This is a genomic window from Mycobacterium intracellulare ATCC 13950 (assembly GCF_000277125.1).
In the GTDB taxonomy this organism is placed as follows: Bacteria; Actinomycetota; Actinomycetes; order Mycobacteriales; family Mycobacteriaceae; genus Mycobacterium; species Mycobacterium intracellulare.
In genome coordinates this window covers 3,095,859-3,120,396 of sequence record NC_016946.1, presented here as the reverse complement: position 1 = coordinate 3,120,396, position 24,538 = coordinate 3,095,859, and the positions used below count along the sequence as shown (strand labels likewise).

10 protein-coding genes are annotated in these 24,538 nt (G+C 71.1%); 6 read left to right on the top strand and 4 right to left on the bottom strand.

The annotated features are described in order from the left end of the window. The first annotated feature begins 39 nt into the window (after window positions 1-39). The 6 genes from OCU_RS39260 (at window position 40) to OCU_RS39235 (ending at window position 19,665) form a co-directional block, all read left to right on the top strand. Entirely contained in the window at window positions 40-1,101 is a 1,062-nt protein-coding gene (locus OCU_RS39260; RefSeq protein ID WP_008257616.1) for a type III polyketide synthase, read from the top strand. A 129-nt stretch (window positions 1,102-1,230) separates the two neighbouring features. After that, on the top strand, window positions 1,231-7,620 hold the full coding sequence (locus OCU_RS39255) for a type I polyketide synthase (protein WP_014380320.1): 6,390 nt from the start codon (window positions 1,231-1,233) through the stop codon (window positions 7,618-7,620). Then, entirely contained in the window at window positions 7,601-13,996 is a 6,396-nt protein-coding gene (locus OCU_RS39250) for a type I polyketide synthase (protein ID WP_014380319.1), read from the top strand. Before OCU_RS39255 ends, OCU_RS39250 begins: the two co-directional genes overlap by 20 nt. A gap of 2 nt (window positions 13,997-13,998) precedes the next feature. Then, the gene (locus OCU_RS39245; protein ID WP_036459112.1) at window positions 13,999-17,100 is read left to right on the top strand and encodes a type I polyketide synthase; all 3,102 of its coding nucleotides are present in this window, start codon (window positions 13,999-14,001) and stop codon (window positions 17,098-17,100) included. A gap of 160 nt (window positions 17,101-17,260) precedes the next feature. Next, on the top strand, window positions 17,261-18,322 hold the full coding sequence (locus OCU_RS39240) for a type III polyketide synthase (protein WP_014380317.1): 1,062 nt from the start codon (window positions 17,261-17,263) through the stop codon (window positions 18,320-18,322). Window positions 18,323-18,378: 56 nt separating this feature from the next. After that, window positions 18,379-19,665: an HNH endonuclease signature motif containing protein gene (locus OCU_RS39235; RefSeq protein ID WP_014380316.1), complete on the top strand. Its 1,287-nt coding sequence runs from the start codon at window positions 18,379-18,381 to the stop codon at window positions 19,663-19,665. A 104-nt stretch (window positions 19,666-19,769) separates the two neighbouring features. Here OCU_RS39235 and OCU_RS39230 read toward each other — a convergent pair whose 3' ends face one another. From OCU_RS39230 to OCU_RS39215, 4 genes are all read right to left on the bottom strand, one after another. Continuing rightward, window positions 19,770-21,587 carry an ABC-F family ATP-binding cassette domain-containing protein gene (locus tag OCU_RS39230; protein WP_009957485.1) on the bottom strand — a complete coding sequence of 606 codons (1,818 nt, stop codon included), beginning with the start codon at window positions 21,585-21,587 and terminating at the stop codon, window positions 19,770-19,772. A 23-nt stretch (window positions 21,588-21,610) separates the two neighbouring features. Then, complete coding sequence (locus tag OCU_RS39225; RefSeq protein ID WP_029385522.1) at window positions 21,611-22,297, bottom strand: PAS and ANTAR domain-containing protein; 687 nt, start codon at window positions 22,295-22,297, stop codon at window positions 21,611-21,613. A gap of 90 nt (window positions 22,298-22,387) precedes the next feature. Next, window positions 22,388-23,506, bottom strand: a complete 1,119-nt coding sequence (locus OCU_RS39220) for an enolase C-terminal domain-like protein (protein WP_044059240.1) — start codon at window positions 23,504-23,506, stop codon at window positions 22,388-22,390. Continuing rightward, window positions 23,503-24,519, bottom strand: a complete 1,017-nt coding sequence (locus OCU_RS39215) for an SDR family oxidoreductase (protein ID WP_014380313.1) — start codon at window positions 24,517-24,519, stop codon at window positions 23,503-23,505. The genes OCU_RS39220 and OCU_RS39215 overlap by 4 nt, the downstream gene beginning before the upstream one ends. Between the last annotated feature and the right edge of the window lie 19 nt (window positions 24,520-24,538).

Here is a 24,538-nt window from a genome sequence, read left to right as displayed (position 1 = left end):
TTTCGGGCCGGATCCCCGTGACCAAGGGGTGGGAAACCAATGAGCGTCGTCGCCGGCGTCTTCGGTGCGCTACCGCCGCACCGTTATTCGCAGCGCGAGCTCACCGACTTCTTCGTGAGCATCCCCGAGTTCGCGGACTACGAAGACATCGTCCGGCAGCTGCACGCCAGCGCCAAAGTCGACAGCCGCCACCTGGTGCTGCCGCTCGAGCAATACCCCACGCTGACCGACTTCGGCATGGCCAACCGGATCTTCACCGAGCACGCCGTGAACCTCGGCTGCGAGGCGCTGTCCGGCGCGCTCGACGAGGCGGGACTGCGGGCGCAGGACGTCGACGTGCTGATCACGACGACCGTCACCGGACTGACGGTGCCGTCGGTGGACGCCCGGATCGCCGCGCGGCTCGGCCTGCGCGACGACGTGCGCCGCGTGCCGCTGTTCGGCCTCGGCTGCGTGGCCGGCGCGGCCGGTGTCGCCCGAGCGAACGACTACCTGCGTGGCGCGCCCGACGCCGTCGCCGCCCTGGTCTCGGTCGAGCTGTGCTCGCTGACCTACCCCGGATACAAGCCGTCGCTGGCGGGGATGGTCGGCAGCGCCCTGTTCGCCGACGGCGCCGCGGCGGTGGTGGCCGTGGGCGACCGGCGCGCCGAACAGCTCGCCGCCGCCGGGCCCAGCGTGCTGGATTCGCGCAGCCACTTGTATCCCGATTCGCTGCGCACCATGGGCTTCGACGTGCGTTCGGGCGGATTCGAGCTCGTCCTGTCGAAGGACGTCGCGGCGGTCGTGGAGCAATACATCGAGGACGACGTCACCCAGTTTCTCGGCGCCCATGGCCTGACGCCGACCGACATCGGCGCGTTCGTCAGCCACCCCGGCGGGCCCAAGGTCATCGAGGCGATCAACGCGGCGCTCAGCCTGCCGCCGGAGGCCCTCGAACTCACCTGGCGTTCGCTCGGCGAGATCGGCAATCTTTCGTCGGCGTCGGTGTTGCACGTGCTGCGCGACACCCTCGCCAAGCCGCCGCCGAGCGGAAGTCCCGGCCTGATGCTCGCGATGGGGCCGGGATTCTGTTCCGAATTGGTGTTGTTGCGTTGGCACTGATGGTCGCTCGTGTACCTCCGTTCCTGCCCTGAGGCGCCCTCTTGGGGCGGCGGGGAGGTTGTGACGGTGGGTCGACCGACGGCCCTTTGGAGGAGCCGGCGCTGTGAGTGACACGAAAGGCCGCGTTCGATGAACGGCAACACCGAAGAGCTCGTCCGGGCCCTTCGCCAATCGCTGAAGGAAAACGAGCGGCTCAAGCGCGAGAACCGCCAATACCTCGCCGCCACCACCGAACCGGTGGCGGTGGTGGGCATGGGATGCCGCTATCCCGGTGGGGTGGACTCGCCAGAGGCGTTGTGGGAGATGGTGGTTGAGGGCCGCGACGTCGTCTCGGAGTTCCCGTCGGACCGCGGCTGGAGCCTGGCCGGGCTCTTCGATGCGGATCCGGACGCGGTCGGAAAGTCCTACGCGCGCTGCGGCGGGTTCCTCTCGGACGTCGGGGATTTCGACGCCGCCTTCTTCGGGATCGCGCCCAGCGAGGCGCTGGCGATGGACCCGCAGCAACGCCTGCTGCTCGAGGTGTCGTGGGAGGCGTTGGAGCGGGCCGGAATCGATCCCGTCACCCTGCGCGGTTCGTCGACCGGCGTGTTCGCCGGGATCTTTCACGGCTCCTACGGGGGACAGGGCCGGGTGCCCGGACACTTGGAGCGATACGGCCTGCGCGGCTCGACGCTCAGTGTGGCATCCGGGCGGGTGGCGTACTCGTTGGGGCTCGAGGGCCCGGCGGTCTCCGTCGACACGGCGTGTTCGTCGTCGCTGGTGGCCCTCCATTTGGCGGCGCAGTCGTTGCGTTCCGGTGAATGCGATCTGGCGCTGGCCGGCGGCGTGACGGTGATGGCCACGCCGGCGATGTTCATCGAATTCAGTCGCCAGCGGGCGCTGGCCGCCGACGGCCGCTGCAAGGCCTACGCGGGCGCGGCCGACGGCACCGGGTTTTCCGAGGGCGTCGGCGTGCTCGTGCTGGAGCGGCTCGCCGACGCGCGCCGGCTCGGACACCCGGTGCTGGCGGTCGTGCGCGGCTCCGCGGTGAACCAGGACGGCGCGTCCAACGGGCTGGCGACGCCCAACGGGCCCTCGCAGCAACGGGTGATCCGGGCGGCGCTGGCCAACGCGCGGCTGGGCACCGCGGATGTGGACCTGGTGGAGGGCCATGGGACCGGCACCACGCTCGGGGATCCGATTGAGGCGCAGGCGCTTCTGGCCACCTACGGGCAGGACCGGCCCGCGGACCGGCCGCTGTGGCTGGGGTCGATCAAATCCAACATGGGTCACACGTCGGCCGCGGCCGGCGCCGGCGGAGTGATCAAGATGGTGCAGGCGATCCGCCACGGCGTGATGCCCAAGACGTTGCACGTGGATGAGCCGACGCCGCACGTGGATTGGTCGGCCGGCGCGGTATCGCTGCTGACCGAATCGCGCCCCTGGTCCACGCCCGACCGGCCGCGCCGCGCGGGCGTCTCGTCGTTCGGCATCAGCGGCACCAACGCGCACGTCATCGTCGAGCAGTATGCGCCGGAGCCCGAAAGCGACTCGCCCCCAGGCGATGACGTGGTGGTGCCGTGGGTCCTCTCGGCCCGGTCGGCCGAGGCGCTTGCGAACCAGGCGGCGCGGCTGCTGGCGCACGTGAAGGCCCACCCCGCGCTGCGGGTGGTCGACGTGGGCTGGTCGCTGGTCGCGACGCGGTCGCGCTTCGAGCACCGCGCGGTGGTCGTGGGCGCCACCGGCGCGCAGCTGCTGCGGGGGCTGGCCGAGTTGGCGGCCGGCGAGCAGGGGGCCGGCGTCGCGGTGGGCCGCGCGCACCCGCCCGGCAAGACGGTGTTCGTGTTCCCCGGCCAGGGCTCGCAATGGGCCGGCATGGGCGCCCAATTGCTGGACGGCTCAACGGTGTTCGCCGAGCAGCTGCACCGGTGCGCGGGGGCGCTCGCCGATCACGTCGACTGGTCGCTGATCGACGTCATCCGCGGCGCGCCGGGCGCGCCCGGACTGGACCGGGTGGACGTGGTGCAGCCGGCGCTGTGGGCGGTCATGGTGTCGCTCGCGGAGTTGTGGCGTTCGGTGGGCGTGGTGCCCGATGCGGTGATCGGCCATTCCCAGGGCGAAATCGCTGCGGCCTGCGTGGCGGGGGCGCTGTCGCTGGAAGACGCCGCCCGGGTGGTGGCGCTGCGCAGCAGGCTGCTGGTGGGGCTGTCGGGCCGGGGCGGCATGGTCTCGCTGGCCTGCGCCCTGCCGCGCGCCGAGCAGCTGATCGCGCCGTGGGGTGAGCGATTGAATATCGCCACGGTCAACGGTGTTTCGGCGGTGGTGGTCTCCGGCGAGGTGGACGCGCTGAGCGAATTGATGCGGCGGTGCGAAGCCGACAACATCCGCGCCCGCCGCATCGATGTCGACTACGCCTCGCATTCCGCCGCGGTGGACGCGATCCGCGAGCCCCTCGCCGCGGCGCTGGACGGCATTGCACCGCGGTCGTCCTCGGTCGCGTTCTTCTCCACCGTGACCGGTGAGCTCATGGACACCGCGGGACTGGACGCCGACTACTGGTTCCGCAGCATCCGGCGGACGGTGCAGTTCGAGCGGGCGGTCCGCTGCGCCTGCGACGCGGGCTATCGGGCGTTCATCGAATCCAGCCCGCACCCCGTGCTGATGGCCGCCATCGAAGAGACCCTGCCCGACGACGAACAGGGCTGCGTCATCCCGTCGTTGGGCCGCGACGACGGCGGCCCGGACCGCTTCTGGCTCTCGGCCGGGCAGGCGTTCGTGGCGGGCGTGGGTGTGGACTGGCGCGGCGCGTTCGACGGCCTGGGCGGCCGGCGTGTCGACCTGCCCACGTACGGGTTTGTACGGCAACACTTTTGGCTTCCGGGCGGATCGACGGGCTCGTCTGACGCCGCCACCCTGGGGGTTAGCGGTGCCGAGCACGGGCTGCTCGGCGCGGTGGTGCCCCGGCCCGACTCCGGCGGTGTGGCGCTCACGGGCCGGGTGTCGACGGCCGCCCACCCCTGGTTGGCCGATCACGCGGTGGGCCAGACCGTCTTGTTCCCCGGCGCGGGATTCGTCGAGCTGGCCATCCGCGCGGGTGACGAGGTCGGCTGCGGCGTGCTCGACGAGCTGACGCTGTCGGCGCCCTTGGTGCTGCCCGCCGGCGACGGAGTGCAGGTGCAACTCGTGGTCGGGGCGGCCGACGAGTCGGGTCGGCGTCGGCTGTCGGTGTATTCGGATGCCGCGCAGCCGGGTTCGGAGTGGGTGTTGCACGCCGAGGGACTGTTGCGGCCGGGGGCGGTGACGCCGGCCGCGGACCTCTCGGTGTGGCCGCCCATCGGGGCGACCGCGGTCGAGGTCTCGGGCGCCTACGCCGCGCTCGCCCGGCGCGGCTACGAATACGGCCGCGCATTCCAGGGATTGCGGGCGATGTGGCAGCGCGGGGACGAGCTCTTCGCCGAGGTCGCCGTGCCCGACGCCGCCGCGGCCGACGGCGGCTTCGGAATCCATCCCGTGCTGTTGGACGCCGCGCTGCACGCGATCGGGGCCGCCGGCGAGCAGGACATGACCGTGTTGCCGTTCTCCTGGCAGGGCGTGTCGTTGCACGCGTCGGGCGCGGCGCGGGCGCGGGTACGGATCGCGCCCGCCGGCGCCGGGGCGGTCTCGGTGGAATTGGCGGACGGAGCGGGGCTGCCGGTGCTGTCGGTGGGCGCGTTGGCCATGCGCCCGGTCTCCGCCGAGCAATTGGCCACCGCGGCGGTTCCCGCGCAGCGCCCGCTCGCCCAGGGAGTGCTCGACGTGACCTGGTCACCGATCACGCTGGGCGGCGAGGACGACGGCGCGAAGGCCACGGTGTGGGAGCTGGCCGATCACGGCGGCGACGTGGTGAAGTCGGTGCACGCGGCGGCCGCCGAGGCCTTGGAGGTGCTGCAATCGTGGTTGCGCGCCGACGGCGACGGGGTGCTGGCCGTGCGGACCCGCGGCGCGGTCGCGCTTGCCGGCGAAGACGTTTCGGACCTTTCCGGCGCCGCGGTGTGGGGCCTGGTGCGCTCGGCGCAGGCCGAGCACCCCGGCCGCATGGTGCTGATCGACTCCGACGGGTCGCTGGATGCCCACGCGGTAATCGGTTGCGGTGAGCCGCAAGTGGTGGTCCGCCGGGGTGTCGCCTATGCGGCCCGGCTGCGGCCGGTGCGGGCGGACTCCGCGATCGGCCTGCCGGCCGGCGGCTGGCGGTTGGACGCCGGCGGCGAGGGCACCCTGGAGGACCTCGTCGTAAGCCCTTGCCCGCGAACCGAATTGACTGCCGGGCAGGTGCGGGTGGCGGTGGCCGCGGTCGGGGTCAACTTCCGCGATGTGCTGGTGGCGCTGGGGATGTATCCCGGCGGCGGCCAGCTGGGGGCCGAGGGCGCCGGTGTGGTCGTCGAGGTCGCCTCCGACGTGACCGGGTTGGCCGTCGGTGATCCGGTCATGGGGTTGTTGGGGGTCGTCGGCTCCGAGGCGGTGGTCGACCAGCGATTGGTGACACCGGTGCCCGACGGGCTGTCGCTGGTCGCGGCCGCCGGCGTGCCGGTGGTGTTCCTCACCGCGCTGTACGGGTTGTCGGTGCTGGCGGGGCTGCGCTGCGGGGAGCGCGTGTTGGTGCACACCGCCACCGGGGGAGTGGGCATGGCCGCGGTGCAACTGGCGCGGCACTGGGGTGCGGAGGTGTTCGTCACCGCAAGCCGCGGCAAGTGGGATACCTTGCGCGCGATGGGATTCGACGACGACCACATCGGGGATTCCCGCACGCTCGAGTTCGAGGAGAAGTTCCGCGCGGTGGCGGGTGACCGCGGCTTCGATGTCGTGCTCAATTCCCTGGCCGGCGATTTCACCGACGCCTCGCTGCGGCTGTTGGCGCCCGGTGGGCGATTCATCGAGATGGGCAAGACCGACGTCCGCGACCCGCGCGTCGTCGCCGAACAATATGGGGGCGCCCAGTACCGGGCCTTCGACCTGTTGGAGGCCGGCCCGGACCGGACGGCGGCCATGCTGGCCGAGATCGTCGGATTGTTGACCCGCGGGGTCTTGACACCGTTGCCGCAGAGGACATTCGACGTCCGCTGCGCCGCGGCGGCCTACCGGTACGTCAGCCAGGCCCGCCACGTCGGCAAGGTCGCGCTCACCGTGCCGTCGGGGCCCGGCGAGGTGCTCAGCGGCTGCGGCGGCGGGCTGGCCGGGGGCAGTGTGGTGATCACCGGCGGCACCGGGATGGCCGGTTCGGCGCTGGCCCGCCACCTCGTCGACCGCTACGGGGTGGCCCACGTGGTGCTGGTCAGTCGGGCCGGCGCGGAGGCCCCCGGTGTCGCGGAACTGGTGGACGGGCTGAGGCGGGCCGGCGCCGACGTGTCGGTGGAGGCCTGCGACGTCGCCGATCCCGACGCGGTGGGGGCGATGCTTTCCCGGATACCGGCGCACTATCCGCTGCGCGGCGTCGTTCACGCCGCCGGGATCCTCGACGACGGGTTGATCTCGTCGCTGACCCCGGACCGGGTGGACGCGGTGCTGCGGGCCAAGGTCGACGGTGCCTGGAACCTGCACCAGCTCACCCGCGATCTGGATTTGTCGGCGTTCGTGGTGTTTTCGTCGATGGCCGGGATCGTGGGGACCCCGGGACAGGCCAACTACGCGGCAGCCAACAGCTTCCTCGACGGGCTGGCCGCCTACCGGCGCGCCCACGGCCTCGCGGGCCTGTCACTGGCCTGGGGCCTGTGGGAACAGGCCTCGGCGATGACGGCGCACCTCGGCGACCGGGACAAGGCCCGGATGAGCAGGATCGGCCTGGCGCCGCTGCCCACCGGGCAGGCCTTGGCGGCCTTCGACGCCGCCATGCTGGTCGACCGTCCGGTGCTGGTGGCCGCCGCCGTGGACCGGGCCGCCCTGTCGGACAACGTCGCCGCGCTGCCGCCGTTGCTGCGCGAACTCGCCGCCGGCCCGGCCCGGCGCGTGGTCGACGACACCGGCGCCGCCGCGTCGAGCACGGGTCTGAGCGCACGCCTGAACGGCCTGAGCCCCGAGGCCCGGCAGCGCGAATTGATCGACCTGGTTCGCGGCAACGCGGCGATGGTGCTGGGCGTGCCGAACCCGGCCGACATCAACGTCGGCCGCGCGTTCCAGGAGCTCGGCTTCGACTCGCTCACCGCGGTCGAGCTGCGTAACCGGCTCAAAAACGCGACGGGCCTTACCCTTTCGCCAACACTCATCTTCGACTACCCCACGCCGACCGTGCTGGCCGGGCACCTGGACACACAACTGGCGGGGGCCGGCACCGACGTGCAGCCGAACCTGATGGCCCGGGTCAACGACATCACCCGCGAACTGCAGGCGCTGCTGGGCGCGCCCGACTGGAATGCCGACGACCGCTCGGTGCTGCGGGCGCGCATCCACACCCTGCTCGGCGCCATTGCGCCCGCCGATCCGGCCGACTCCGAACACCTCGACGATGACCTCGATGCCGCCACCGAAAGCCAACTCTTTGCGATCCTCGATGAAGAACTCGGCCGCTGACACCCCGCCAGGAGCGGCAACGCCCGGCACCGCGCAGCACGTCGACTACCTGAAGCGCCTCACGGCGGATCTCAGGCGGACCCGGCGGCGCGTCGCCGAGCTGGAAGGCCAACTGTCCGAACCGGTCGCGGTGGTGGGCATGGCCTGCCGCTACGCCGGCGGCGTGGACACCCCGGACGCCCTCTGGGAGCTGGTCGCCGAGGGGCGGGACACGGTGTCGGACTTCCCGCTCGATCGCGGCTGGGACGTCGAGGGCCTCTACGACCCGGACCCGGACGCGAAAGGCAAGATGTACACCCGCCACGGCAGCTTCCTGCAGCACGCGGGGGACTTCGACGCCGGGTTCTTCGGCATCGGGCCCAGCGAGGCGCTGGCCATGGACCCCCAGCAGCGGATGATGCTGGAGATCTGCTGGGAGGCGTTGGAGCGCGCGGGAATTGACCCCTTCGCGCTGCGCGGCACGGCGACCGGAGTCTTCGCGGGGGTCATTCACGCCGGGTATGGCGGCGAGGTGAAAGGCGAGCTGGAGGGCTACGGGCTCACGGGCTCGACCTTGAGCGTCACCTCGGGCCGGGTGTCGTACGTGTTGGGGCTGGAAGGCCCGGCGGTCTCGGTGGACACCGCGTGCTCGTCCTCGTTGGTCTCCATGCACCTGGCCGCGCAGTCGTTGCGGTCCGGGGAATGCGACCTGGCGCTGGCCGGGGGAGTGACCGTCATGGCGACCCCGGCGGCGTTCGTCGAATTCAGCCGGCAGCGGGCGCTGGCGCCCGACGGTCGCTGCAAGGTGTACGCCGGGGCGGCGGACGGGACTTCGTGGTCGGAGGGCGCCGGTGTGCTGGTGCTGGAGCGGCTGGCCGACGCCCGGCGCCTGGGACACCCGGTCCTGGCGCTGCTGCGGGGCACCGCGGTGAACCAGGACGGCGCGTCCAACGGCTTGACCGCACCCAACGGGCCGTCGCAGCAGCGGGTCATCCGGGCCGCGTTGGCCAACGCCGGACTGACGGCGGCGGACGTGGATGCCGTGGAGGGCCACGGGACCGGGACCGTGCTCGGGGACCCCATCGAGGCGCAGGCGCTGCTCGCGACGTACGGACAGGACCGCCCGGCGGACCGCCCGCTGTGGCTGGGATCGATCAAATCCAACATCGGCCACACCTCGGCCGCGGCGGGCGTGGCCGGGGTGATCAAGATGGTGCAGGCGATGCGGCACGGGGTGTTGCCCAGGACGCTGCACGTGGATGTCCCGTCGCCCCACGTGGATTGGTCGGCCGGGGCGGTGTCGCTGCTGACCGACCCGCGGCCCTGGCCGGATCACGGCGGGCCGCGGCGGGCAGGCGTCTCCTCCTTCGGGATCAGCGGCACCAACGCCCACGTGATCGTCGAGCAGGCACCCGCCGAACCCAACGACGTGCCCGCGGCGCACGACGGCTCGAATCCCATTGTCCCGTGGGTGGTTTCGGCACGCTCGACCGACGCGCTGGCCGGTCAGGCCCAACGCCTGCTGGACCACCTGGGCGCCACACCGGATGTGCCCGCGGTGGACGTGGGCTGGTCGTTGGCGACCACCCGGGCGGCGTTCGAGCACCGCGCGGTGCTGATCGGCGCCGACCGTGCGGGCCTGTCAGCCGGCCTGGCGGGGTTGGCCGCGGGGGCGCCGGTCCCGGGCGCGATCACCGGGCGCACCCGCGCGGCGGGCAAGCGCGTGTTCGTGTTTCCCGGTCAGGGTTCGCAGTGGCTGGGCATGGGCGCGGCCTTGTACGAACGCTTTCCCGCGTTCGCCCAGGCTTTTGACGAGACGGTGACCGCGGTGGACGCCCACTGCCGGCTGCCGTTGCGCGAGGTGATGTGGGGCTCCGACGCGGAGTTGTTGCAGAGCACCGAATTCGCCCAGCCGGCGCTGTTCGCGCTGGAGATCGCGATGGCCGCGCTGTGGGAATCCCTGGGCGTCACACCGGATGTGGTGATCGGCCACTCCGTGGGGGAGATCGCCGCGGCCTGCGTCGGGGGCGCGCTCTCGCTGTCCGACGCGGCGCGATTCGTCGCGAGCCGGGGCCGGTTGATGGCGCAGTTGCCGCCCGGTGGGGTGATGATGGCCGTGACCGCGACCGAGGCCGACGTGGCGCCGCTGCTGAACGGCGACGTCGGCATCGCGGCGGTCAACGGCCCGCAATCCCTGGTGCTTTCGGGCTCGGAGTCGGCGGTGAAGGTGGTCGCGGACCGGCTGGCGGCCGGGGGCGCCCGGGTGCGGCAGCTGGCGGTCTCGCACGCGTTCCACTCGCCGCTGATGGAACCCATGATGGGGGACTTCGCCGCGGTGGTGGCCGGCGTGTCGGCACGCGAGCCGCGGATCGCGTTGGTGTCCAACCTGACCGGGCAGCTGGCCGGGCCCGACTATGGGACGGTCGCGTACTGGGTTGACCATGTGCGCAAGCCGGTTCGGTTCGTCGACGGCGTGCAGCTGGCCGAATCGCTAGGCGCCGGTGTGTTTTTAGAGGTCGGCCCCGGGGCGGCGATGACGGCCGCGGTCGACCAGTGCCTGACCACCGACCGCGCGATGTCGGTGGTGTCGATGGCCAAGGGCCGCCCCGAGGTCGACTCGCTGCTGTCGGCGGCCGGACAGCTGTTCGCGACAGGTTCGGACCTGGACTGGTCGGCGGCGTTCACCGGGCTGAGCGCGCGGCGCATCCCGTTGCCGACGTATGCCTTTGTGCGGCGCCGGTTTTGGCTGTCGAGCGATTCGGTAGGATCGGCGAACATCGCCAGCCTGGGTCTGGCCGAGGCCGAGCACGCGTTGCTGGGGGCGGTGGTGGACCGGCCGGATTCCGGGGGTGTGGTGTTGACGGGCCGGCTGTCGACGGCCGCCCAACCGTGGCTGGGCGACCACGCCGTGGCCGGCACGGTGCTGTTCCCCGGGGCGGGCTTCGTGGAGCTGGCGCTGCGGGCGGGTGACGAGGTCGGCTGCTCGGTGATCGAGGAACTGACGCTGTCGGCACCGCTAGCGGTCCCGGCGGGCGGGGTCGTGCAGCTGCAGGTGGTGGTGGAGGCGGCCGACGGCACCGGAGCGCGGGCCGTCTCCGTGTATTCGCGTGCGGCGCAAACGGATTGGATTTTGCACGCCGAGGGCTTGTTGCGCGACGGCGCGACCACCCCGGTGACGGATCTGTCGGTGTGGCCCCCCGTCGGCGCCGAGGCGGTGGACGTGGCCGGCGCGTACGACGGCCTGGCGGACCGCGGCTACGGGTACGGCCCGGCCTTTCAGGGGTTGCGGGCCGTGTGGCGGCGGGGGGCCGAAACGTTCGCCGAGGTCGAGCTCCCGCAGCACGCCGGTGTCGCGACCGGCGGCTTCGGCATCCACCCGGTGCTGCTGGACGCGGCGTTGCACGCGCTCGGGGTGGCGAACGAGCGGATCGAGACCGTGTTGCCGTTCTCCTGGCAGGGCGTGAGCCTCTACGCCGCCGGTGCGTCGCGGGTCCGGGTGCGGCTGGCGCCGGCGGGCACCGGCGCCGTGTCGGTCGACCTGGCCGACGCGTCGGGCCTGCCGGTGCTCTCGGTGCGGGAGTTGGTGACGCGCGCCGTGTCGGCCGACCAATTGACGGCGGCGCTGGCGGCCCGCGCCGGGAGCGGCGAGCTCCTCGACGTGGTGTGGTCGCCGATCTCGCTCCCGGGCAACGGGGTTGGCCAGGGCGTGACCGTGTGGGAGCCGCCCCCGGGCGCTTCGATCACCGCGGTCTACGCCGCGGCGCACGAGGCCCTCGGCGTCTTGCAGTCCTGGCTGTCCGGCGACGCGGCCGGGACGTTGGTGGTGCAGACCCGTGGTGCGGTGACCCTGTCCGCTGACGACGTCTCCGACCTGGCCGGCGCGGCCGTCTGGGGGCTGGTGCGCTCGGCGCAGGCCGAGCATCCGGGCCGCATCGTGTTGGTCGACACCGACGGCTCGTTGGACGTCGTGACGGTGATCGGTTGCGGCGAACCGCAATTGGTGGTGCGCGACGGCATCGCCCACAGTGCCCGGCTGAAGCCGGCCGGCCAGCGGGCGCTGTTGTCGCTGCCCGAGCCGCCGTCGGTGTGGCGGCTGGCCGCCGGCGACGCCGGGACGCTGGAGGATCTGGCGGTCCAGGAGTACCCGCCGGCGGAGCTGGAAGCCGGACAGGTGCGGGTGGCGGTGGCCGCGGCCGGGGTGAATTTCCGGGACGTGCTGGTGGCGCTGGGCATGTATCCCGGTGCCGCGCAGTTGGGTGCCGAGGGCGCCGGCATCGTGACCGAAGTCGGTTCCGGCGTCACCGATGTGGCCGTCGGCGACGCGGTGATGGGGATCTTCGGGCTGGCGGGTTCGGAGGCGACCGTCGATCGGCGGCTGGTCACGCGGGTGCCGCGGGGCTGGTCGATGGCTCAGGCCGCCGGCGTGCCGGTGGTGTTCCTGACCGCGTACTACGGGCTCTCGGTGTTGGCCGGATTGCGGGCGGGCCAACGGGTGCTGGTGCACGCGGCCACCGGCGGGGTCGGCATGGCCGCGGTGCAGCTGGCCCGGCATTGGGGCGCGGAGGTGTTCGCGACGGCCAGTCGCGGCAAATGGGACACGCTGCGCGCCATGGGTTTCGACGATGCCCACATCGCGGATTCGCGGACGCTGGAGTTCGAGCACAAGTTCCGCGCGGCGGTGGGCGCCGGGGGCTTCGGCGTGGTGCTCAACTCCCTGGCCGGTGAATTCAACGATGCGTCCCTGCGGCTCTTGGGCCGGGGTGGTCGTTTCATCGAGATGGGCAAGACCGACCTGCGTGATCCGGATGTCGTCGCGCACTCCCACCCCGGGGTGGGGTACCGCGCCTTCGACCTGATGGAGGCCGGCCCGGATCGAATCGCGGAGATGCTGGCCGAATTGATGACGTTGTTCGCCGGTGGGGCCCTGGCGCCGTTGCCGGTCAAGGCTTTCGACGCGCGGAGCGCCGCCGACGCCTACCGCTTTGTCAGCCAGGCGCGTCACATCGGGAAGGTCGTGCTCACCATGCCGGACGGCCCCGCGGGGCTGGCGGGCGGGACCGCGCTCATCACCGGCGGCACCGGCATGGCGGGGTCGGCGGTGGCCCGCCACCTCGTCGAGCGGCATCGGGTGCCCCACGTGATGCTGGTCAGTCGCGGCGGGGAGCAGGCGGCCGGAATCGCCGAGCTGGCAGGCGAATTGCGCGACCTGGGCGCCTCGGTGTCGGTGGTGGCCTGCGATGTCGGCGACCGGGACGCGGTCGCGGCCCTGCTGGCGCGGGTGCCCTCGCACTACCCGCTGCGGTCGGTGTTCCACGCCGCGGGGGTGATCGACGACGCGATGGTCGCGTCATTGACTCCCGCGCGTATCGACGCGGTGTTGCGCGCCAAGGTTGACGGCGCGTGGCACCTGCACGAGCTGACCAAAGAACTGGGCCTGGCCGCGTTCGTGGCCTTTTCGTCCATGGCCGGCATCGTGGGTGCGCCGGGTCAGGGCAACTATGCGGCGGCCAACAGCTTCCTCGACGCGCTGGCGGCCCATCGCCACGCCCGGGGACTGCCGGGATTGTCGGTGGCGTGGGGGATGTGGGAAGAGCCGTCGGCGATGACGCACCACCTCGGCGAGGCCGATCGGGCCAGGATGAGCCGGGCCGGGCTGAGCGCGTTGTCCACCCGGCAAGCGCTGGATCTGTTGGACGCCGCGCTGCTCGGCGACCGGCCCATGGTGGTGGGCACCCGCCTCGACCGGGGCGCGCTGGCGCACCACAGCGCCACGCTGCCGCCGCTGCTGAGCCAGCTGGCCACCCGCCCCGCCCGGCGGGTCCTCGAGCACACCGACATGGTGTCCCTGACGGGCCTGCGGGCGCGCCTGGACGGCCTGAGTCCCGAACAGCGACAAGCCGAATTGGTGGAACTGGTCTGCGGCAACGCGGCCACGGTACTGGGGCACACCACCGCCGACGTCAACGCCGACGACGCGTTCGGTGACCTCGGTTTCGACTCGCTGACCGCCGTCGAACTGCGAAACCGGCTCAAAATCGCTACCGGGCTTACCCTTTCACCCACGCTGATCTTCGATCACCCCACGCCGGCCGCATTGGCCGAACACCTCGGAACCGAACTGGCCACCGGCTCCGTCGCCGCCCCGGCCACCGAGCCCGATCGCATCGCCCGGTTCGACGACATCGCGCGGGAACTGCAGGCACTGCTGGGCCGGCCCGGGCTGAGCCCCGCCGACCGGGCACAGCTCGTCGCCCGGCTCGAGGGTCTGCTGGCGACGGCGACCGGTCCGACACCGTCCGCGCTGCCGGATCAGCCTGAGGACGCGTTCGACGACGACCTCGCCACCGCCACCGAGAGTCAGCTCTTTGCCATCCTCGACGACGAAGTCGGCCCCTGACCTTGGCCTCGACAGACGTAGCGATCATCGGGCTGGCGTGCAAGTTCCCCGGAGCGGCCGGCCCCGAGGCCTTGTGGCGGCTCATCCGCGACGGGCGGGAGAACACCCAATTCGCCGGGGAGGCGCAGCAATTCGACGCCGACTTCTTCAACCTGTCGCCGCGCGAGGCGTGCGCGATGGACCCGAGGCAACGGCTGGCCCTCGAATTGACCTGGGAGCTGTTCGAGAACGCATTCATCGTTCCCGACACACTGCGGACAGAACCGGTTTCGGTGTACCTCGGGGTGATGACGGATGACTACGCCGCGCTGACGCTGCGCGACCTCGCCGACAACCTCGACCACCACACGTTCACCGGCATCAGCCGGGCGATGATCGCCAACCGGATCTCGTATGCCTTCGGGCTGCAGGGGCCCAGCATGACCGTCGACTCCGGCCAGTCCTCGTCTCTGGTGGCGGTGCACCTCGGATGCGAAAGCGTGCGGACCGGGCAGTCGTCGCTGGCCATCGCGGGCGGGGTTCACCTCAACCTGGCCGACGAAATCGCCATGCTGGAACGGGAATTCGGTGCCGTGTCGGTGTCCGGCCACACCTACGCTTTCGATCGGCGCGCCGACGGTTACGTGCGCGGTGAGGGCGCGGGGCTGGTGCTGCTGAAGCCCCTGCCGGCCGCGCTCGACGACGGCGATCGCATCCACGCCGTCATTCGCGGCAGCGCCGTCGCCAACGCCGGGCACAGCCCGGCCGGCCAGACCGTGCCGTCGGCGCGTGGCGAGGCCGACGTGATCCGCGGCGCGCTCGCCGACGCCGGCCTCGACGCGGCGGACATCGACTACGTCGAGGCCCACGGCACGGGAACCAAAGTGGGTGACGCGATCGAAGCCCAAGCGCTGGGTGAGGTTTTCGGCGTGCGCGCACACGATCCGGTGCGGGTGGGATCGGTGAAGACCAACATCGGCCACGCCGGCGGCGCCGCCGGCGTGACGGGTCTGCTCAAGGCCGTCCTGTCGATCCACCATTCGACGATTCCGCCGAGCCTCAACCATGCCGGCCCAGATCCCGAGGTGGATCTGAATCGCCTTGGACTGCAAGTCAATACCGTGGCGGTGCCCTGGCCGTCCACGCGCCACCCGCGGCGGGCCGGGGTGTCATCGTTCGGCATGGGCGGGACGAACGCGCACCTCGTCGTGGAACAGCCTCCCGCCCAACCCGATGCGGCGCAATCGGACCCAGGCCTCACGGTGCCGTGGGTGCTCTCGGCCCGATCCGAACGTGCGCTCACCAACCAGGCGCGGCGGCTGTCGGACCACCTGGCCGAGCGGGAGGATCTCACCCCCCTCGACGTGGGCTGGTCATTGGTCAGCACCCGGGCGTCTTTCGAGCACCGCGCGGTCGTGGTGGGTGGCAATCGTGGGGAGCTGGCAACGGGATTGGCGGCGCTGGCGGCGGGGCAGCCACATTCGGGTGTGTCGGTGGGCCGGGGCATGCCGCCGGGCAAGACGGTGTTCGTCTTTCCCGGCCAGGGTTCGCAGTGGCTCGGGATGGGGCGCCAACTCTACGACCGCTTCGAGGTGTTCGCCCGCACCTTCGACGAGGCCGTCGAAGTGGTGGACGGGCATGTGCGGCTGCCCTTGCGCGAGGTGATGTGGGGCGCGGACCCGGAGTTGTTGCAGAGCACGGAGTTTGCCCAGCCGGCATTGTTCGCGTTGGGGATCGCGCTGGCGGCGCTGTGGCAATCCTTCGGTGTCGCACCGGATGTGGTGATGGGACATTCGGTGGGGGAGATCACCGCGGCGTGCGTGGCCGGGGCGCTGTCGCTGCCCGATTCGGCCCGGCTGGTGGCGGCCCGCGGCCGGCTGATGGGACGGCTGCCGGCCGGTGGGGTGATGGTGGCGGTCGGCGCCGGCGAGGCCGAGGTGGCCGCGTTGATGGACGGTGGGGTGAGCATCGCGGCGGTCAACGGCCCGCAGTCGGTGGTGCTCTCCGGCGAACAGACACCGGTCGCGGCGCTGGCCGATCGGCTGGCGCAAACCGGTCGGCGCGTACACCGGTTGGCGGTCTCCCACGCGTTTCATTCCCCACTGATGGAGCCCATGCTGGGCGAGTTTTCCGCGGCGGCGGCCGGCATCGAACCGCGGCGCCCCCGAGTCGAGTTGGTCTCGAACCTGACCGGGCGGCCGGCCGATGCCGAGTACGGATCGGCGCAGTACTGGGTGGAACACGTGCGCCGGCCGGTGCGCTTCTTCGAGGGGGTGCGCGCCGCCGAGGCGGGCGGCGCCGCGATTTTCCTCGAGCTGGGACCGGGCGCGGCGCTGACCGCCGCCGTGGACCAATCACTGAGCGCCGAGCGGGCGGCGTCGCTGGCCACCATGCCCAAGGACCGCCCCGAGACGGAATCGACCCTGGCCGCCGCCGGGCAGCTGTTCACCCGCGGACTCGACCTCGACTGGGCGGGCGTCTTCGCCGGCTTGAACGCGCGGCGGGTTGAATTGCCGACGTATGGCTTTGCGCGAGACAGGTTTTGGCTCGGCGACGGGCGCGGGCCGGGGGGATCGGGGGCCGCGCCCGCCACCGTGACGCGCTCGCCCGACTTGGCCCAGCGGTTGCACGGCCTGCCGCGCGACGAACAGCAGCGTGTGCTGCTCGGGTTGGTGTGCGAGCACGCGGCGGCCGTGCTGGGATATCCGGGCGGACAGGCCATCGACCACGACCGCGCCTTCGGCGACCTCGGGTTCGACTCACTGACCGGGGTCGAATTGCGCAACCGCCTCACCACACATGCCGGGACGGCGTTGTCACGCACTGTGATCTTCGACTACCCGACCCCGGCCGCGCTGGCCGATCATCTTCGCCGGCAACTACTCCATGACGATCGCGAGGAATCCGACGACGAAAAACTATGGTCCGCGCTGAGGAGGATTCCTGTGCGTGAACTTCGCAGAACGGGATTGCTCGACAAACTCCTATTACTCGCCGGTGTGCCGGAAACACCCGACGGCGACGCAAATGAACCCGGTCCCAGCGGTGACGATATCGATTCTTTGAGCCCCGACGATTTAATCGCCATGGCGCTCGATGCGGCGGAAGACGACGAAATCGAATGACGAATTCCCCGCTGGCGGACATGATTACGCGTACACCACGCGCAGTCAATCTGACATGTGTTGAATACCAGAAACTTTTGCAAGACCACAGCCAACCGAATAAACTTCCGGCATTACGCGGAATCGTGTTCACGTTGGTTGGCAATCAAGAGAGTAGAGCATGAGCGTCATCGCGGGTGTGTTCGGCGCTTTGCCGCCGCATCGCTACAGCCAACGCGAAATCACCGACCACATCGTCGAGTTCCCCGCGTTGAAGGAACATGAAGAGATCGTCCGGCGTCTGCACGCTGCCGCCAAGGTCAACAGCCGCCACTTCGTCGTGCCGCTCGAGCGGTACCACGCGCTGACCGACTTCGGTGAGGCCAACGAGGTCTTCATCGACAAGGCCGTGGAACTGGGCTGCGACGCGCTGCTCGGCGCCCTCGACGAGGCGGGGCTCGTCCCGCAAGACATCGACACGATCGTCACCACGACCGTCACCGGCGTCGCGGTGCCGTCGCTCGACGCCCGGATCGTCGGGCGCCTCGGCCTGCGCCCGGACGTGCGCCGCGTGCCGCTGTTCGGGCTGGGCTGCGCCGGCGGGGCGGCGGGGGTCGGCAGGCTGCACGACTACCTGCGTGGCGCCCCCGACGGCGTCGCCGCCCTGGTATCGGTCGAGCTGTGCTCGCTGACCTTCCCCGCGGTCGGCCCGACGGTGTCGGGGCTGGTCGGGACCGCGATGTTCGGCGATGGCGCCGCCGCGGTGGTCGCCGTCGGCGACCGTCGCGCCGAGCAGCTGAGCTCGGCCGGGCCCGACATCCTCGATTCGCGCAGCCGCCTGTACCCCGAATCGCTGCACATCATGGGCTGGAACGTCGGCTCGGCCGGCATCCAGCTGGTGATGTCGCCGGAACTGCCCGCCGTCATCGACCGGTACCTGGCCGACGACGTGAGCCGGTTCCTCGCCGCGCACCAGCTGACCAAGGACGACGTCGGCGCCTGGGTGACGCACCCCGGCGGCCCCAAAGTCATCAACACCATCGCCAAGTGCCTCGAGCTGCCGCCGGAGGCGCACGAGCTGACCTGGCGCTCGCTCGGCGAAATCGCGAACCTGTCGTCCGCGTCGGTGCTGCACATCCTGCGGGACACCATCGCCAAGCCACCGCCCGGCGGAAGCCCCGGGCTGATGATCGCGACGGGACCCGGCTTCGGGTCCGAACTGGTGCTGCTGCGCTGGCACTGAGCGGGTCGCTTCCGTAGGCGGCCGGTGTTGTCGGTGGTGGCTGTGATGATGACAGCATGTCGTCGATCGCGTCCGCTGAGGCTGTGGTGGTCACTGCGAGTGACCGTCTTGAGGTGTTGTTTGGGGAGTTGGCGGAGTTGGCGGGTCAGCGCAATGCGATTGATGGGCGCGTTGTGGAGATCGTGGCCGAGATTGATCGTGACGGGTTGTGTGGTGTGACCGGGGCGCGCTCGGTGCCGGCGTTGGTGGCCTGGAAGCTGGGGTGTTCGTCGGCCAATGCGCACACGCTGGCCGCGATTGCGGGCCGGCTCGAGGAGTTTCCGCGCTGCGCCGCCGGCCTGCGGGAGGGTCGGTTGTCGGCCGATCAGGTTGGGGTGATCGCGGCGCGCGCGGGTGAGGGATCTGATGAGCATTACGCGCAGCTGGCCGCGGTGGCGACGGTCAGTCAGTTGCGTACCGCGGTGAAGCTGGAACCGCGACCCGAACCTGAACCTCGGTCCGAGTCAGAGTCCGAGTCCGAACCTGGGCCCGAGATCGAGCCGGAGCGTTCGATCACTACGACCGCCACCGAGTGGGGCGCCTGTTATCGGATCATGCTGGGCCACTTGGATGCCGCGAAGTTCGACGCCGCTTTGGCGTCTCATCGTGAGGCGCTGATCGCCGAGTGGAAACACGACCACGCAAACGGCGCGGGTTCATCCGATCAGCGGCCGCCGTTGCCGAGCACCGTCGATGCGTTGATGCGGCTGGTGGAGGCGGGCTGGGACGCCGAGGCCACCCGCCGCCCCCATGGGCAGCACACCACCGTGGTGGCCCACCTCGACGTCGGGCAGCGCGCGGCAACCCTGCATTTGGGTCCGCTGCTCTCGGATGCCGAGCGTCGCTTGTTGACCTGTGATGCCACCTGTGAGGTGTGGTTTGAACGCGAGGGTGAGGTCATCGGTGCCGGCCGGACCACGCGGGTGATCAATCGGCGGCTGCGCCGCGCGCTGGAGTACCGCGACCGCACCTGTGTGGTGCCCGGTTGTGGGGCCAGCCGTGGCCTGCACGCGCATCACCTGTGGCACTGGGAAGACGGTGGCCCCACGGAGTTGGCCAACCTGGTGCTGGTCTGCCCGTATCACCACCGGTTGCATCACCGGGGCGCCATCACCCTCACCGGACCCGCCGACGCCCTGACCGTCACCGACGAGGCCGGCCAAATCCTGAGCCCGGGATCACTGGCACACCCACCCACCCGACCCCCGCCCGCGGTGCCGCCGTGTCCGGGACCTACCGGTGAGCGCGCCGACTGGTGGTGGTATGACCCCTTCCAACCCCAACCACCACCGACAAACAACTAGCCCGGTCAGTGCTGGCGATCAAACACAGTGGGGCATAACGAAATTCGTTCACACCACCAGGTCGCACACCTACACCGCATCACGAAAGCTGTAGCCGCTCACCGCTATTCGAGCAATTCCGAAAGCTCCAGCCAACGGCTCTCGGTCGCGGCGACCTCGTCTTCGAGCGCGCGCAGCTCCTGCGTGAGCCGGGTGATGCCGACATGGTCGGACTGGTCGTGGGCGGCGAGTTCGTGGTGTTTGTCCTCGATCCGGTCCGCGAGCCGCGCGAGCTGGCGGTCGAGGGAGGCTACTTCTTTCTCGGCGGCGCGGCGCTGGGCGCCCGACATCGCGGGCCGCGACGCCTGCGACGGCTGCGACTCCTGCGCCGACCGCGAAGCCTGCGCCGGCCGCGCCTCTTCGGTGCCCGCCCCGTCCTGCCGCCGCTCGGCCAGCCGCAGGTACTCGTCGACGCCGCCGGGCAGGTGCCGCAACCGGCCGTCGAGCACCGCGTACTGCTGATCGGTGACCCGCTCCAGCAGATAGCGGTCGTGCGAGACGACGATCAGCGTTCCCGCCCAGGAGTCGAGCAGATCCTCCATTGCCGCCAGCGTGTCGGTGTCCACGTCGTTGGTCGGCTCGTCGAGCAGCAACACGTTGGGCTCGGACAGCAACGTGAGCATCAGCTGCAGCCGCCGACGCTCGCCGCCGGAGAGATCCGCCACGCGGGCGGACAGCTGGCCGCGTCCGAAGCCGAGCCGCTCGAGCAGCTGAGCCGGGGTCACCTCACGGCCGTCGACCTGGTAGGCGCCGGGCAGCCGGCCCAGCACGTCGGCGATCCGGTCGTCGTCGACCGCGCCCAGCGCGTCGCCCTGTTGGTCGAGGACCGCCAGCCGCACCGTCTTGCCGCGTTTGATGCGGCCGGCATCGGGCGCGATCGTGCCGTCGATCAACCCCAGCAGCGTGGACTTCCCGGCGCCGTTGGCCCCGACGATGCCGGTGCGCTCGCCCGGGGCGATCCGCCACTCGACGTCGCGCAGCACCGGCCGGCCGCCAAACGAGACCGACACGTCGAGCAGATCGATCACGTCCTTGCCGAGCCGGGCGCTCGCCAGCTTGGCCAACTCGACGGTGTCACGCGGCGGCGGCACGTCGGCGATCAGCTGGTTGGCGGCCTCGATCCGGAACTTGGGCTTGGAGGTCCGCGCCGGGGCGCCGCGACGCAGCCACGCCAGCTCCTTGCGCATCAGGTTCTGCCGCTTGGCTTCGGCGACGGCGGCCATCCGGTCTCGCTCGACGCGCTGCAGCACATAGGCCGCGTACCCGCCGTCGAACGGCTCGACGATCCCGTCGTGCACCTCCCACGTCGTGGTGGCGACCTCGTCGAGGAACCAGCGGTCGTGGGTGACCAGCAGCAGCCCGCCGGTGTTGCGCGCCCAGCGCCCCTTCAGGTGGCCGGCCAGCCAGCTGATCCCCTCGATGTCCAGGTGGTTGGTGGGCTCGTCGAGCGCGATGACGTCCCATTCGCCCACCAGCAACCTGGCCAGCTGCACCCGCCGGCGCTGCCCACCGGAGAGCGTGGCAACCGTTGCGTCCCAAGCGATGTCGGAGACCAGCCCGGTGACCACGTCGCGGACCCGCGGGTCGCCGGCCCACTGGTGTTCGGCGGCGTCGCCGACCAGGGTCCACCCCACGGTGTGGTCGGGGTCCAGGGTGTCGGCCTGGCTTAGCGCGCCGACCCGCAGCCCGCTGCGCCGGGTGACCCGGCCGGAGTCGGGCTGTTGCTGGCCGGTGAGCAGCCGCAGCAGGCTGGACTTGCCGTCGCCGTTGCGCCCGACGATGCCGATTCGCGCGCCGTCGTTGACCCCGAGCGTGATCGACCCGAACACCGCCCGGGTCGGGTATTCGAGGTGTACGGCCTCGGCTCCGAGTAGGTGCGCCACCGGCCCGACCCTACTGGCGCGTGCTATTCCAGCGTCAGCAGCGCCTGGTCCACATGGCTTTGCGTTTCCGCTGACGCCTTGCTGGCCACGGCGTCCAGGAAGCGGCCGGCGACGTCGCGCACCTTGAGGTTGGACTCCTGGGAACGCCACACCAGGATGTCGAACGCCCGCTCGGCGGAAATGCCGTAGGTGACCATCAGCACGCCCTTGGCCTGCTCGATGCGGGCTCGGGCGTCGGCGACCGCCGACAGCACATTGGTGATGTCGGTGTGCAGCGAGTCGGTGACGTCGACGTAGAAGCCGGACGTGCCGGCCAGCGCACCGGCGTCGTCGACCATCCGATCCCCGGCGACGACGACGCAGTGGGTGCGCCCGGCGGTGTCGATGATGCGGTGCCGGCTGCTGAACGGCTTCCCCTTCATCACCCGCTCCAGCACGGCCGCTACCCGTTCGCGGTCCTCGGGATGCTTGTGTTGCAGCAACAGTTCCGTGGTGGGCTGCACCTGTCCGGGCTTGTAGCCGTGCATGCGCGCAACCGCGTCCGACCATTCCCAGCGATGGCCGTCCAGAAAGAACCGGAACCGGCCGACGCGCTGCGGATCGCCGAGACCGAGCACCGAGTCGACCGCGCTGAGGTCGCTCTCCTCGACGACGTCACGCATGAGCGCCTCGTGGCGCTCCACGGTTTCGTCGTCCGAGTTCACTGTCATCGCGCCTTGCTCCATTTCCGTTTGTGAAAACCCTGGCGTATCGGTTCCCGTTTTTGGCCCCGTCCATGCCTGCCGGCAGCGGCGGGGTTCTCAGGCCACCCGGTACCGCTCGGCGTCGCTGTGCTTGAACTCCAGGCCGAACCCGGGCCGGTGTTGATCCGGCCGCAGGGCGCCGCCCTCGGGGGCGAGCGCGCACTCGAAGAGCATGTGCTCGATGCGGTGGTGATCGTGGAAGTACTCCAGGTGCCGCAGATTCGGGATGGCGGTGGCGACGTGGGCGTGCAGGTTGGGGGCGCAATGCCCGGAGACGTCCACGTTGCGGGCGGCGGCCACGGCGGCGGCGCGCACCCAGTCGGTGATGCCCCCGCAGCGGGTGACGTCGATCTGCAGGCAGTCGACCGCGCCGGCGGCCAGCATTCGGTGGAAATAGGCCAGGTCATAGCCGTATTCGCCGGCGGTGACGTCCGGGGTCACCTGGTCGCGCACCTCGCGGAGCCCGGCCAGGTCGTCCGAGGAGACGGGTTCTTCGAACCACGTGACGTCGTGATCGGCCATGGCGTGGGCCACCCGGATCGCCTGCTTGCGTTGGTAGGCCCCGTTGGCGTCGACGTAGAGTTCGGTGTCGGGACCGATCACCTTGCGCGCCAAGGCGATTCGATCAAGATCGCGACGCTCGTCGGAGCCCCATGACTCGCCGATCTTGATTTTGACGCGCGGGATCTGCCACTCGTCGACCCAGCGTTCGAGCTGGGCGCGGGTGGTGCGTTCGTCGTACGTGGTGAAGCCGCCGCTGCCGTAGATCGGCACCGCGGGATGCGCCATGCCGAGAAGTCGGCACACCGGCAGCCCCAGCAGCTTGCCCTTGAGGTCCCACAGCGCGGTGTCGATCGCCGAGATCGCGCACGACACCAACCCCGGCCGCCCGTTGTTGCGCATCGCCTTGACCATCGACTCCCACCGGGCGGGGATGTCGATGGCGTTGTGCCCGGTGAGCGTGCCGGCCAGCGGCCCGGTGATCAGCTTGCCGCAGGCGCCGTCGCCATAGGTGTAGCCGATTCCGCGCTCGCCTCCGGCCGACACCTCGGCCAGCACCAGCGTGGTCGACGACCAGGCCAGGGTCCCGTCGGCTTCCGGTGCGTCGGTGGGGATCTTGTAGACCTGCGCGGTGACCTCGTCGATGGTCGTGTCGAGCCGGGCGGCGGTCGTCATCGCGCCCACCGGCGGCCGGCGCGCGCCGCGAGCCACGCGCCCACACCCGCGGCGCCCAGCGCGCCGGTGCCGCTGACGACCGGGTGCTGCGACGCCCACAGCTGCGGGCTGTGGGTGTGCGACTCGTCGTCGAATTCGCCGCGGGCGCCGTGATCGCTGCCGGGTTGCGAGTCGAGCGGTTCCCAGAGGTTGTGGGGCCGGCCGGCGCTGACGTGCTCCTCGGTCTGCTGCGAGTCGTATCCGGTGCGGCCGAGGTAGCGGTCCAGCAGCGGCGCGACGAACTTCTGCGCCAGCAGCGTCACCATGGTCGAATCGCCGACCCAATACTGTTTGCGCCCTGGGTGATCCGCGGCGTACAGCACGCCGCGGGCGGCGACCTCGGGCTGATAGATCGGCGGCACCGGTTGGGGGTGGCGGGGCAGCCGGGACAGCACCCACGAGAACTGCGGGGTGTTGACCGCGGGCATCTGCACCACGGTGATCCGCACCTTCGAGCCCTCGTGAAGCAGCTCGCAGCGCACCGACTCGGTGAACCCGTTGATGGCGTGTTTGGCTCCGCAGTAGGCCGATTGGAGCGGGATGGATCGTTGCCCGAGCGCGGAGCCGACCTGCACGATGGTGCCGCGGTCGCGGGGGCGCATCTTGGCCAGCGCGGCCATGGTGCCGTGCACGTAGCCGAGGTAGGACACCTCGGTCACGCGCTTGAACTCCTCGGGGCTGATCTCGGTGAACGGCGCGAACACCGAGGTGAACGCGACGTTGACCCACACGTCGATGGGACCGAACGCGGCTTCGGCCTCGTCGGCGGCGGCGACGACGGCCGCGTGGTCGGCCACGTCGGTCGGGATGGCCAGGGCTTTGCCGCCGCCGTTCTCGACGTCACGGGCCGCGCCTTCCAGCCCGGCGGCGCCGCGGGCGAGCAGGGCGACGTTCGCGCCGCGCTGCCCGAACTCCTTCGCGGTGGCGCGACCGATGCCGGCGCTGGCTCCCGTGATCACCACTGTCTGAGTCATCGCAATCCCTTTCGCTCGG